Raw genomic sequence first — 12,081 nt, 5'->3', positions numbered from 1 at the left:
CTTAACCGCGTAGCTGCTTGGCTCTGCTAGCGGGTTTTGGACGCTTTCAGTGCAAGAAGGGCTTTCTCGTCGGCGGGTGCACTGCCGCTGGCCCGCTGCTCACGGAAGTGCTTGCGTGCCTCGTCCTGACGGTTGGATTCTGCGCCGGTCGCGATCGAGGCCCGCAGGTGCTCAGGACCGTAGCCGAAAGCATCGACGAGGTCCACAGCGTGCGGGCGGATCTTGACCAGCAACCGGTTGATGTACGTGCCCACCGTACGGCCACGCTGCATCGAGAGCCTGCCGTTCATCAAGTACCAGGAAAGGTGCTTCTCAATCAGGGACAAACCGAACAGGTCGCGCAGCCAGGTCAGCACGCGCTTGGTTCCCTCATCCGTGACATGGGTCAGGGCCTCGGTAAAAGCTTCCCACTGGAGCAGTTCAGCGTGTGCCTGGGCCGCCTCTATGAGTTCGTGCTGGTGCTGGTTGAACAGCGCTGCGGCCTGGTGCTGGGGGAGTTTGTTGGCTCCCTTCAGTGCAGAACCGACCTCGGCGACCATGGACTGCACGCGGTCAGCCAGGAGGGTGCGCTGGCCTTCCTCGTCCCGCAAAGCCAAAGCCGCCTTCTGAACCGACCCGGTGTCGGCCACAAACTGGGCTACCTGGCGAAGGCCCGTCCGGTGAAGGGCCACACCTGCAGCCTGGTCCACCACGTAGCGCGCAAGGACACCAAAGTCAGCGCTGCGGAATTCCTTGGCGTAGTCGGCAAGCAGCCGCTTGGCGACCAGCTGCAACAGGACGGTGTTGTCGCCTTCAAAGGTCACATAGACATCAAGGTCCGCACGCAGCGAAGCAAAACGGTTCTCAATCAGGAAACCCGCACCGCCACATGCTTCGCGGCACTCCTGCAAAGTGTCCAGGGCATGCCATGTACTGAGCGGCTTGAGCGCGGCCGCCAGCGTTTCCAAGTCCTGACGGTCGGCGTCGGTGTCGTGCGCGCCGGAGAAGACGTCGTCGAATTTCTGCAGTAGCTGCTCGTGCGCGAAGCTGGCCGCGTAGGTAGTGGCCAGCCGGGTGAACAGCCGGCGCTGGTGTCGCTGGTAGTCCAGGAGGACTTCCTCATCGGTTGCCGAGGAGGCGTTGAACTGACGGCGTTCAGTGGCGTACTGGATGGCAGTCTTCAAAGCCACTTTGCTGGCAGCAACCGCTGCTCCGTCCAGGGAAACACGTCCTTGGACGAGGGTGCCAAGCATCGTGAAGAAGCGGCGCCCCGGGCTCTCGATGCTGGAGGAGTAGGTGCCGTCCACAGCCACATCGCCGTAGCGGTTCAGCAGGTTGGTGCGCGGGATACGTACATCGGTGAAGTGCAACCGGCCGTTGTCGATGCCGTTGAGTCCGCCCTTGATGCCGTCGTCTTCACCGCCGATGCCCGCAAGGAACTCCTTGGTGGTTGGATCACGGAGTTCAACATAGAACGCATGGACGCCGTGATTGACGTTCCTGGTGATCAACTGGGCGAACACCACAGCAGCGAGGCCGTCATTGGCAGCATTGCCAATGTAGTCCTTCCACGCCGCACGGAAAGGTGTATTGATGACGAATTCCTGGCTGGCTTCGTCGTAGGTCGCCGTGGTGGCGATGCTGGCAACGTCAGAGCCGTGGCCGGTCTCGGTCATGGCGAAGCATCCGGGAATCTCCAGGCTCATGATGCCGGGGAGCCACTTGTCCTGATGTTCCATCGTGCCGAGGTGCATCACGGCAGAGCCAAACAGACCCCACTGGACGCCGGCCTTGATCTGAAGCGACGGATCGGCGGTGACGATCTCTTCGAAGCCGGCGATGTTGCCGCCGTGATCGTCGGAGCCACCCAAGCGGGTGGGGAAGGCACGATGGACTGTGTTGTTGTCCACCAGGAACTTCAATTGCTCAAACACGCGGGCGCGGTGCTCGGTGTGGTGCAGCCCTTCGATCTTTTGTACCGCCGGATTGCCTGCCACCTTGCGGGCCTCGTGGCGGATGTGCGCCCACTTGCCGAGGAGTTGCTCTCCAAGCGCGGCGACGTCCACCACAGGCTCGGCGCCAGTGGCGTCATCCTTGCTGCCTGTGGGGCGCTGGGCGGAGGCGGTCCGGTCCACTACTTCAGTCATGTTGCTTCCTTCTTTGGTTCCGACAACTGATGAGTCATTGCTGGTGTCAGGTGGATGTCTTGAGCGCTGGAGCAATGCCGAGGCACAGCCAGTCGGTGATTTGAGCCGCCATGGTTTCCTGGTCCGGCTTGGCGCCGCTTGCCGGACTCCCCAGCCACATCTCTCCGGCGTTCCTGACGAGGCCGATGGCGGCGGTGGGCCAATACACGAGCACAGCTTCCTTCTCTTCGCCCAGATAATCCCGCATGGGGGTGGCGATCATTACCGTGATCTGCTCGAAGAAGTTTCCCAGCGCTCCCGACGCCGCAATGGCGTCCTGCGCCGACGCTTCCCCTGGAGTGAGCCGGGTAATGAACGCATACACGTGAGGGCTTGATTCGGCCATCTGCAGGTAGGCGGAGACCATGGCGAACAACCCTTCCCGGGGAGTCTGGGCCAGCTGGGCGGCTTCCTGCATGCGGCGCTGCATCTGCCCCAGCACTACCTCACCCATGGCTTGCTGTAGTCCGGCTTTGTCACCGAAATAGCGGTAGAAGACAGACTTCGATGTACCGGCGGCTCCCGCTATGTCCTCCATGGACGCGTCACTACCGAGCCTGTGAACGGCTTTGCGCGCCTGCCGGATGAGTTCGGCACGCCGCTCCTCGCGGTGGGACTGCCAACGGGCAGCCCGGCCGTCGACCGCGGTACTTTGCGCATCCGCTGCGGCACTGACGAATTCTTCGTGGCGACTGTTCACGATACCCAGCGTATCAGGTACGCTGGGTATCAGTAACTGGCATTGATCGAAGGAGACCAGCATGGCTGCAGCAGACGTCACCACGGGCGGGACCCGCGAACCGGATTCCACCCCCCAAGCACCACGCAAGGCGGTCATCGTGGGCGGCAACCGCATCCCCTTTGCCCGCACGGGAGGCGCGTACGTCAAGTCCTCCAACCAGGACATGCTCACTGCGGCGCTGGAAGGCTTGATCGCGAGGTTCGGGCTGCAGGACGAACGCATCGGCGAGGTAGCCGCCGGAGCAGTGCTCAAGCACTCAAGGGATTTCAACCTCACTCGGGAAGCTGTCCTCGGCTCAGCGCTGTCACCGGAAACCCCCGCATATGATCTGCAGCAAGCATGCGCAACCGGGCTCGAGACAGTGATCGGTTTGTCCAACAAGATCAAGCTGGGGCAAATTGAGTCAGCCATTGCCGGCGGGGTGGATTCGGCATCCGACGCCCCGATTGCCGTGAGCGAGGGACTGCGTGAGATCCTGCTGGACCTCAACCGTGCCAAAACCCCTGTCCAGAAGCTCAAGATCATTGGCCGCATCCGCCCCAAGGACCTGGCCCCGGACGCACCGAACACGGGTGAGCCACGCACCGGCCTGTCCATGGGGGAGCACCAAGCACTCACTACGGCGCAGTGGAAAATCACCCGCGAAGCCCAGGATGAGCTTGCCTTCAACAGCCACCGCAATCTTGCTGCCGCCTATGAGCGCGGCTTCTTTGATGACCTCATCACTCCGTACCGCGGCCTCAACCGCGACTCCAACCTGCGCGCAGATACATCTTTGGAGAAACTCGGATCACTGAAGCCGGTCTTCGGCAAGAACCTCGGCTCGGAAGCGACCATGACGGCGGGCAACTCGACACCGCTCACCGACGGCGCATCCACCGTCCTGCTCGCAACGGGGGAGTGGGCTGACGCCCACGGCCTGCCCAAGCTCGCAACGGTCCTGGACGGCGAAGCCGCTGCAGTGGACTTCGTGCACGGCAAGGATGGCCTGCTCATGGCACCCGTTTTTGCGGTTCCGCGCCTGTTGGCCCGTCACGGTTTGACGTTCGAGGACATCGACTTCTTCGAAATCCACGAAGCATTCGCCGGCACGGTCCTGAGCACACTCGCCGCTTGGGAGGACGAAGACTTTGGCCGCACCAGGCTCGGACTCGATGGAGCGCTCGGAAAGGTTGACCGGGCCAAGCTCAACGTTAACGGATCGTCGTTGGCTGCCGGGCACCCGTTCGCCGCTACCGGTGGCAGGATTGTGGCATCCCTTGCGAAAATGCTGCATGAGAAGGGCTCCGTGGACGGGCGTCCGGCCCGCGGCCTGATCTCCGTTTGCGCCGCAGGCGGCCAGGGCGTCGTTGCCCTTCTCGAAGCAGCATAGGGGGAACTCCATGACGGACAAATACACACAACTGGTGAGCCACGGACTGGGAAGGGACGTTGCCAAACGGCTCGGATTGCCGCAGCCGGTGGAGCTTCGCCGCTACCAACCCGGCAGCCCACTGGTAACCGGCCCGGTCCTTGTCAACGGAGACAGTCCAGGTGCGGATGATATTGCCACCACACTCCTCGGATGGGGTCTTGACGTTCGTCGGAACGCGTTGCCCAAGGAAAAACTGGGTGCCATCATTGTGGTCCTCGATGCTGTCCAGCACCCCGGAGACCTGGCCAAACCCGTGCTGACCGCAGGCACTTCGCTCCGCGATCTGGGCACCAACGCACGGGTAGTCACTATCTCCCGGACATCCCAGTCAGCCCAAAACCCTGCCGCGGCTGCCGCGCGCCAGGGCATTGACGGGCTGGTGCGTTCCTTGGCCAAGGAACTCCGCGCAGGCTCCACCGCGAACGGCATACTGCTCGACGACGACCTCGCCACCACCAGCCCCTCGGCATTGGGCGCACTCAGGTTCTTCCTCTCCGGGCGTTCTGCCTACGTGGACGGACAGTTCCTTACGGTCAGCTCGACGTCGGGCACCTTGCCCAGCGACCCGGACAGGCCGTTGGTCGGCAAGGTCGCAGTAGTCACCGGTGCGGCCCGGGGTATTGGGGCTGCCATAGCCCGGACGCTGCACCGCGACGGCGCCAAAGTGGTTGCAGTGGATATCCCGGCGGCTGGAGACCACCTGGCTGCGGTGGCCAACGAGGTACGGGGCACCGCTCTCCAGCTCGATATCAGTCGAGACGACGCCGGTCACCGGATCATCGAGCACGCAGTGGAACGCCACGGCCGTCTCGACATCGTGGTCCACAACGCTGGAATCACCCGCGACAGGCTGCTGGCGAACATGGACGAAAGCCGGTGGCAGTCGGTGATCGCCGTCAACATCGCAGCCCAACTGAGCATCAACGAGGTCCTTCTCGCCTCCGAACACTTCAAGGACACACCGCGCATCGTGTCGGTGGCTTCCACCAGTGGTATCGCGGGCAACAGGGGACAGACCAATTACGGCGCCTCCAAGGGCGGGGTGATCGGCATGGTGAGGTCCACGGCCCCGTTGATGGAACCCTTCGATGGAACCATCAACGCGGTGGCCCCCGGGTTCATTGAAACCGAAATGACCGCCCGGATGCCCTTTGCCATCCGTGAGGCTGCCCGCAGGCTTAACTCACTCAAGCAGGGCGGACAGCCGCGGGACGTCGCCGAGACCATTTCCTTCCTGGCCAGTGACGCCGCCGGTGGAATTTCCGGCCAGGTCCTGAGGGTCTGCGGTCAGCAATTGGTGGGAGCATGACCAACCCCCAGCCAGTGATCCTCGGGGAGCTGCCCTCACTTTCCAAGCTCTACGTCAACGCGGCAACAACCGCCGCCCGCCGTCGGGTGTTGGGGTCGGCAACAGGCCAGCACACCTTGCCCCCAGTCAGCCACGAAGTGAGGAACGTCAAGGCAGACGTGGAAAACCTGACCGCATACCAACATCTGGTGGGGGAGACGGCCAGCGACACCCTGCCGGCCGGTTATGTCCATGCCTTGGCCTTCCCAGTGTCCTTGAGCGTCATGAACCGGGATGATTTCCCGTTGCCGCTCCTGGGCATGATCCACCTGAAGAACCATGTGGAGCAACGGATTCCCATTGCCTTCTCCGAGGCCTTGGATATCAGGTCCTGGGCTGAGAACCTTGCGGGCCACAAAGCCGGAACCCAGGTGGACGTTGTGGCGGAGGTCCGTTCGGCTTCCAGTGGCGAACTGCTCTGGCGTGGCGTCTCCACCTACTTGGCAAAGGGCATCTTCCTGCCGGGCATCGACAAACACGGAAGCGCGAACGGAGCATCAGCACCCAGCGACTTCTCTCCTCCAAACCCCACCGCGCTGTGGCAACTTGGCCTGGATACCGGACGGAGCTACGCAACGGTCTCCGGCGACTTCAACCCGATCCACCTCAGCGTCCTTTCTGCCAAAGCATTGGGCTTGCGTGGGTCCATTGCCCACGGAATGTACCTTGCCTCCCGTGCGCTGGCTGACGTGGGGGCCGTCAAAGCCGATGCGTTCACGTGGGACGTTGCCTTTGAGGCACCGGTGTTCCTCCCGGCAAGGGTCGCCGTGGATATTTCGACGGTTCAGTCGGGTTCAGGGAGTTGGGAACGTTCGGATTATGCAGCGTGGAATGCCCGCAGCGGCCGGCGTCATTTCACTGGCAGTGTGGCTGCGTTGGGCTGAGCAAGGTCCCGTTGTTGACCGAAGGGCGGCGGTCGCCATATGGTGACCGCCGCCGTCGTTAATCCCTTAAATCCCTTGTCTGCTGTTCCGGAACCGCGGGGGCCGACCATAAGGCACCACAGCGACGCGACAAGGGCCGTAAAACAAAACAAGGCCCGGAATCCGTAGATTCCAGGCCTTGCGATGGTGCGCGGAGGGGGACTTGAACCCCCACCCCCTTTCGAGGACTAGCACCTCAAGCTAGCGCGTCTGCCATTCCGCCACCCGCGCAGGTGGTGTTCGATGGAGTCGTTTGCACCTTCCGGTGCTTCGCTTTCCTCCGAAGCAGCGAGAAAAACTCTAACACGGTTTCCGGTGGCGAAAAAATCGGCGCGGGCCAGGATGGCTTCGAGGGACACCCGGAGACTTCCGGCGCCATGCATTCCTGACGAGGGCCGCGTCCGGTGAGTAGGCTGATGGGATAGGGGACGTTCAATCCGCGGAAGCCGCAGAGCACGTCGCCGAAACCTGCAGCCCAGCCACGCTAGGAGAGTTTCCATGTCTGTCATCCGCCCCGAAGATGAAGTTGTCCGGATCTGCCAGGAGCTGATCCGTATCGACTCCTCCAACTTCGGCGACGACACCGGGCCGGGGGAGCGTGCGGCGGCCGAATACACGGCGGGCCTCATTACTGAGGTGGGGCTCGAGGCAGAGATCTTCGAATCCGCCCCCGGTCGGGCCAACGTGGTGACCCGGATGGCGGGCGAAGACCCGTCTGCCGACGCCTTGGTGGTTCATGGACACCTGGATGTTGTTCCTGCCCTGAAAGACCAGTGGAGCGTTGACCCGTTCAGCGGCGAATTGAAGGACGGGCTGGTCTGGGGCCGTGGAGCCGTGGATATGAAGGACATGGACGCCATGATCCTTTCGGTCATGCGCGACTTCGCCAGGACCGGTCGCAAACCCAAGCGCGACATCATTTTCGCGTTCTTTGCCGACGAGGAAGCCGGCGGCACCTACGGCGCCCGCTACGCCATCGAACACCGGCGCGAGCTCTTTGATGGTGCCACCGAGGCGATCTCCGAAGTGGGTGGCTTCTCCGCCACCATCGGCGGCCAACGGACCTATCTGCTCCAAACAGCCGAGAAGGGGCTCTCCTGGCTCCGGCTGGTGGCACACGGCCGCGCCGGCCACGGATCTCAGATCAACACCGACAACGCCGTCACCCGCCTGGCCGCTGCCGTTACCAGGATCGGCGAATACAAGTGGCCGGTGGAGCTGACCCCTACCACCCGCCAGTTCCTGGACGGCGTCACCGAACTGACCGGAGTCGAGTTCGATGCCGACAACCCCGACATCATCCTGAAGGAACTCGGCACAGTAGCCCGCTTTGTGGGTGCGACGCTGCAAAACACGTCCAACCCCACGCTGCTGCGTTCGGGATACAAGCACAACGTCATACCGGAGTCGGCCGAGGCATTCGTGGACTGCCGGACGTTGCCCGGCCAACAGGAACTGGTGTTCGAGACCATCAAGGAGCTTGCGGGCGAGGGCATCGACATCAGCTATGTCAACAAGGATGTGTCCTTGGAAGTGCCGTTCGCCGGCAACCTGGTGGATTCAATGATCGACGCCCTGCACTCCGAGGATCCCGGCGCCAAGGTGCTTCCCTACACGCTTTCCGGTGGCACGGACAACAAATCCTTGAGCAAGATCGGCATCACCGGTTACGGTTTTGCCCCGTTGATGCTTCCTGATGAGCTTGACTTCACCGGCATGTTCCATGGCGTAGATGAGCGGGTCCCGGCCGAGTCCCTCCAATTCGGCGCCCGCGTTCTGAACAGGTTGCTCAGCAACTACTAGACCGCAATCAACAAGAAAGAGGCCTGGTGATGGCTCCCGAGGAAATCCTCCCCGACGCCCTGCTTGAGCGGCTGCGCGGCCGCGCTGCCGGCTACGACCAAAACAACGGATTCTTCCACGAGGACCTGGAGGAGCTGGCCGAGGCCGGCTACTTGAAGCTTTTCGTACCGGAGTCCGACGGCGGATTCGGGCTCGGTCTCGAAGCGGTAGCTGCCTTGCAGCAACGGCTCGCCACGGCTGCCCCGGCCACAGCGTTGGCCGTCAACATGCACCTGGTGTGGACCGGCGTCGCGCAGGTCATGGCTGCCCGCAACGACACCTCGTTGGAATTCGTCCTCAAGGAAGCGGGTCAAGGGGAAGTTTTTGCTTTCGGTATTTCCGAAGCGGGCAACGACTCCATGTTGTTCGACTCGGGCACCGTTGCCGAGCCGCTGCCCGATGGTGGGTACAAGTTCACGGGCCGGAAGATCTTCACGAGTCTTTCCCGAGGCTGGACCCGGCTGGGCACTTTCGGAAAAGACTCCGATGCCAGGGCCGGTGAGGGGGAGCTGGTTTTCGGTTTTCTGCGCCGCGACGAGCCCGGACACGAAACCCTTAGCGACTGGGACACGCTGGGCATGCGGGCCAGCGCTTCAAACACCACGCTCCTGCATGGCGCCGTGGTTCCGGCGGAGCGGATCTTCCGCAAGCTCCCGGTTGGGCCCAACAAGGACCTGCTGATCTTCGCCATTTTTGCGTGCTTTGAAACGCTTCTCGCCGCGGTCTATACGGGGGTGGCCCAGCGTGCTTTCACTCTTGGAGTAGAGAACGTCAAACGCCGGGTGTCGGCCAAGCACGGTGGCCGCAGCCTCGCCCAGGACCCTGATATCCGGTGGAAGGTGGCCGACGCCGCATTGGCCATGGATGGCATCGCACCTCAAATATCCAGCATTGCCCGCGACGTGGACAACCTGGTGGACCACGGAGCCCAGTGGTTCCCCCAACTGGTGGGACTCAAATCCCGGGCTACGGAAAACGCGCGCTACGTGGTGGATCTTGCCATCCGTGTCACAGGAGGCTCCAGCTATTTCAGGGGCTCAGAGATGGAACGCCTCTACCGGGACGTCCTGGCGGGCATTTTCCATCCGTCCAACGACGAATCTGCGCACAACACGGTGGCCAACGCCTGGTTGGGGCCGCTGGACGGTTAGGAGCCTAGACGGTCCGCTGCACCGAATACACCTTGCGGCGCAACCAAAAACGGCGGCCACCGCCGAGGTAGAGCACGCTGCGTTCGAGCTCCCACTTGCCATACTCGGAATGTTCCGCGAGCCGGCGCCGGGCGTCCGGCAGCGAATCGTCAGGTCCCACCGTCAGGACGAGGTACTCGTACTGACGTGCATAGTCTCGTTGGCGCTCTACGGAGCTACCCGGAAATTGTTCTCTCATCCCTCTCCATTTTCGTCCTTTTCCGGCTAACGTGAAGGCATGAGCATCGATCCGCGTGTCGCGCTTCAATCATTGACCGCCGCCCTCGAAGAGCACCTGGCTGCGTCATCCGCCCGCCGCGGTGAGGGCGACCCCACCGTCGAGGCCGCATTCTTCGCTGTTGCCGACGCCTTCGAAGTGTATGAGGACGCACTCTACGAGGCGTATTCCGAGGTTACTCCGCTTCAGGTCTTCGATGACGAGGAAGACGAAGACGACCAAGTGCCCGACGAAGACCTCGAAATCGTCGAGGACTAAGAACCCCATCGACCGGCCGCCTGTGGGCGGCCGGTTTTTTGTTGCCTTGATGACATGTTTGTAGCCTTTCACGCCCGGATTTCCAGGGTTTTCAGTAGTTAGGCCACGTAGTCCCGGCACCCCTGGATAGGTACTTGCACGTAGGGGTCATAGGTAATCCTGCGCAAAGTTGAGTATCGACTACTGGTGCGCCTTCGGAACGCCGCGGCTTCACTGATAGTTAGGCAACGGCAGGTCTGCAAAGAAGGCTGACATGGTGAGAGTTCAAGTCTTGCGATCCGGCAAGGCAGCGGCACCCCAGGGTGCGGCTCATGCCCCCACAGGGTCAACCTTCCGTGCTGACTCTGCCGCCGCCAACGTCAATCCGCCGGCGTCTCCTTGGATTGGCAAGCCCGCTGCTGCACAGCGGACTGAAAAGGCGGGACTGGCGGCGCCGAGGTCGGATGTCACCCTGGACCCCGTGCTGCCGCCAGTCACCCACCGTCACAAGCGGGTCAAGGTACCGTTCAAAGACCGTTTGACCTGGACGCGATTCCTGACGTACAGCCTCCGACTGGCTGACACGGCGTTGGTTGCCGTAGCAGTCATCGCCGGGACAGCGCTGAACACCCATGGAATGGGAACATCGCCCGGAGGGCCGGCGCAGGCCCAACACCTGGCCATGGGGTTGACCCTTGGAGTGGTCTGGTTGGCGGCGCTGGAGGTGTACAGGACCCGCGACCCGAAAGTCCTCGGCGTAGGCCCGGAGGAGTACAAACGGGTACTTTCCGCCAGTTTCCGGGTTTTCGGGTTCCTGGGCATCGTTGCGGTGGTGTTCCGTTTGGAGGATGTCAGTTCCTTTGTCCTTGTCTCCTTGCCGCTGGGCCTGGTGGCCCTGACCGGAAGCAGATGGGGCTTCCGCCGCTGGCTGAGCCACGAAAAGTCGAGGGGCCGTTGCCTATCCCGCGCGATCGTTGTGGGCGAACCGCAGGACGTCAGATACGTCATCAAGCAGATCAACCGAAAGTCCGGCGCCGCCTACGACATCCTGGGTGCCTGCCTCCCAGGTGCCCGCCGCGGTACTGTCCTGGCGGTGGACCACCTGCGCGTACCGGTCCTGTCTTCCATCTACGGTGTGGCGCACACCGTCCGGCAGACCGGTGCCAACGCCGTGATCGTCGCCGGCCCGGTTCCTGGTGGAAACCAGTTCATCCGGGAACTTGGATGGCGGCTTGAGGAAAATTCCGCTGAGCTGGTTCTGGCCGCGACCCTGACCAACGTGGCAGGCCCGCGCATACACTGGCGGCCTGTTGAGGGACTTCCCCTGATGCACGTGGACATTCCGCACTATTCCGGCGGGAAGCACACGCTCAAGCGGCTCATGGATATCGCAGTATCAGCAGCGGCTTTGCTCGTTCTGGCTCCTGTCCTGATCGTCCTGGCCGCAATCGTCCGGGCCGACAGCCCCGGGCCTGTCCTGTTCAAGCAGGAGAGGATCGGAAAGCAGGGCACTACCTTCCGGATGCTGAAGTTCCGTTCCATGGTGGTGGACGCCGAAGCACACCTGGAAGCCCTCAGCAGCCAGGATGAGGGCGCCGGTGTCCTGTTCAAGATCCGCGGAGACCCCCGCGTTACCCGGTGCGGCCGCTGGATGCGGAAGTACTCACTGGATGAACTTCCGCAATTCTGGAACGTCCTGGTGGGGAACATGAGCCTGGTAGGGCCCAGGCCGCCACTCTCACGGGAAGTCAGCGGCTACGAGCGCCATACGCACCGCCGGCTGTTGATCAAACCCGGAATCACGGGGTTGTGGCAAATCAACGGACGCTCGGACCTTCCGTGGGACGAGGCAGTCCGGCTGGACCTCTATTACGTGGAGAACTGGTCAATAGCGGGGGACCTCATCATTATGTGGCGGACCTTCCGGGCAATGACCCGGCCATCCGGCGCCTACTAGACAACACCATGAAGTACCTGACAAG

Annotated in this window: 10 protein-coding genes and 1 tRNA gene; 7 read left to right on the top strand and 4 right to left on the bottom strand. The window is 62.5% G+C overall.

Annotated features, from left to right (window positions below):
• Positions 1-26: 26 nt before the first annotated feature.
• Together ABIE35_RS06865 and ABIE35_RS06860 are read right to left on the bottom strand one after the other, a co-directional pair.
• Positions 27-2,126 carry an acyl-CoA dehydrogenase family protein gene (locus ABIE35_RS06865; RefSeq protein ID WP_354513491.1) on the bottom strand — a complete coding sequence of 700 codons (2,100 nt, stop codon included), beginning with the start codon at positions 2,124-2,126 and terminating at the stop codon, positions 27-29.
• A gap of 46 nt (positions 2,127-2,172) precedes the next feature.
• A complete protein-coding gene (locus tag ABIE35_RS06860; RefSeq protein WP_354513840.1) occupies positions 2,173-2,928 on the bottom strand; it encodes a TetR family transcriptional regulator in 756 nt (251 codons plus the stop codon).
• Here ABIE35_RS06860 and ABIE35_RS06855 point away from each other — a divergent pair.
• The 3 genes from ABIE35_RS06855 to ABIE35_RS06845 are packed head-to-tail and all read left to right on the top strand — an operon-like array spanning position 2,927 to position 6,553.
• Entirely contained in the window at positions 2,927-4,279 is a 1,353-nt protein-coding gene (locus tag ABIE35_RS06855; protein ID WP_354513489.1) for an acetyl-CoA C-acetyltransferase, read from the top strand. The genes ABIE35_RS06860 and ABIE35_RS06855 overlap by 2 nt on opposite strands.
• A gap of 10 nt (positions 4,280-4,289) precedes the next feature.
• Complete coding sequence (locus tag ABIE35_RS06850) at positions 4,290-5,630, top strand: 3-oxoacyl-ACP reductase (protein WP_354513487.1); 1,341 nt, start codon at positions 4,290-4,292, stop codon at positions 5,628-5,630.
• On the top strand, positions 5,627-6,553 hold the full coding sequence (locus ABIE35_RS06845; RefSeq protein WP_354513485.1) for a MaoC/PaaZ C-terminal domain-containing protein: 927 nt from the start codon (positions 5,627-5,629) through the stop codon (positions 6,551-6,553). The genes ABIE35_RS06850 and ABIE35_RS06845 overlap by 4 nt, the downstream gene beginning before the upstream one ends.
• Before the next feature lie 184 nt (positions 6,554-6,737).
• Here ABIE35_RS06845 and ABIE35_RS06840 read toward each other — a convergent pair.
• Positions 6,738-6,823, bottom strand: a tRNA-Leu gene (locus ABIE35_RS06840).
• Positions 6,824-7,090: 267 nt separating this feature from the next.
• Here ABIE35_RS06840 and ABIE35_RS06835 point away from each other — a divergent pair.
• Positions 7,091-8,395, top strand: coding sequence for a M20/M25/M40 family metallo-hydrolase (locus tag ABIE35_RS06835; RefSeq protein WP_280622847.1), 1,305 nt, complete (start codon positions 7,091-7,093; stop codon positions 8,393-8,395).
• 29 nt (positions 8,396-8,424) lie between these two features.
• Positions 8,425-9,585, top strand: coding sequence for an acyl-CoA dehydrogenase family protein (locus tag ABIE35_RS06830; protein WP_354513483.1), 1,161 nt, complete (start codon positions 8,425-8,427; stop codon positions 9,583-9,585).
• 4 nt (positions 9,586-9,589) lie between these two features.
• On the opposite strand, the gene ABIE35_RS06825 is transcribed toward ABIE35_RS06830, so the two are convergent.
• Complete coding sequence (locus ABIE35_RS06825; RefSeq protein ID WP_011774832.1) at positions 9,590-9,823, bottom strand: DUF5703 family protein; 234 nt, start codon at positions 9,821-9,823, stop codon at positions 9,590-9,592.
• A 39-nt stretch (positions 9,824-9,862) separates the two neighbouring features.
• Here ABIE35_RS06825 and ABIE35_RS06820 point away from each other — a divergent pair, with 39 nt between their 5' ends.
• Both ABIE35_RS06820 and ABIE35_RS06815 read left to right on the top strand, forming a co-directional pair.
• A complete protein-coding gene (locus ABIE35_RS06820) occupies positions 9,863-10,120 on the top strand; it encodes a hypothetical protein (protein WP_354513481.1) in 258 nt (85 codons plus the stop codon).
• 253 nt (positions 10,121-10,373) lie between these two features.
• On the top strand, positions 10,374-12,056 hold the full coding sequence (locus tag ABIE35_RS06815; RefSeq protein ID WP_354513479.1) for a sugar transferase: 1,683 nt from the start codon (positions 10,374-10,376) through the stop codon (positions 12,054-12,056).
• Positions 12,057-12,081: the final 25 nt, after the last annotated feature.

Source organism: Paenarthrobacter sp. 4246, assembly GCF_040546855.1.
GTDB lineage: Bacteria > Actinomycetota > Actinomycetes > Actinomycetales > Micrococcaceae > Arthrobacter.
This window is presented reverse-complemented; position numbering and strand designations above follow the sequence as displayed.

What these genes read in the sequence shown, in the direction of transcription:
- ABIE35_RS06865 (WP_354513491.1), bottom strand. Translation starts at nt 2,126, where the DNA reads ATGACTGAAGTAGTGGACCGGACCGCCTCCGCCCAGCGCCCCACAGGC.
- ABIE35_RS06855 (WP_354513489.1), top strand. Translation starts at nt 2,927, where the DNA reads ATGGCTGCAGCAGACGTCACCACGGGCGGGACCCGCGAACCGGATTCC.
- ABIE35_RS06860 (WP_354513840.1), bottom strand. Translation starts at nt 2,928, where the DNA reads ATGCTGGTCTCCTTCGATCAATGCCAGTTACTGATACCCAGCGTACCT.
- ABIE35_RS06850 (WP_354513487.1), top strand. Translation starts at nt 4,290, where the DNA reads ATGACGGACAAATACACACAACTGGTGAGCCACGGACTGGGAAGGGAC.
- ABIE35_RS06845 (WP_354513485.1), top strand. Translation starts at nt 5,627, where the DNA reads ATGACCAACCCCCAGCCAGTGATCCTCGGGGAGCTGCCCTCACTTTCC.
- ABIE35_RS06835 (WP_280622847.1), top strand. Translation starts at nt 7,091, where the DNA reads ATGTCTGTCATCCGCCCCGAAGATGAAGTTGTCCGGATCTGCCAGGAG.
- ABIE35_RS06830 (WP_354513483.1), top strand. Translation starts at nt 8,425, where the DNA reads ATGGCTCCCGAGGAAATCCTCCCCGACGCCCTGCTTGAGCGGCTGCGC.
- ABIE35_RS06825 (WP_011774832.1), bottom strand. Translation starts at nt 9,823, where the DNA reads ATGAGAGAACAATTTCCGGGTAGCTCCGTAGAGCGCCAACGAGACTAT.
- ABIE35_RS06820 (WP_354513481.1), top strand. Translation starts at nt 9,863, where the DNA reads ATGAGCATCGATCCGCGTGTCGCGCTTCAATCATTGACCGCCGCCCTC.
- ABIE35_RS06815 (WP_354513479.1), top strand. Translation starts at nt 10,374, where the DNA reads ATGGTGAGAGTTCAAGTCTTGCGATCCGGCAAGGCAGCGGCACCCCAG.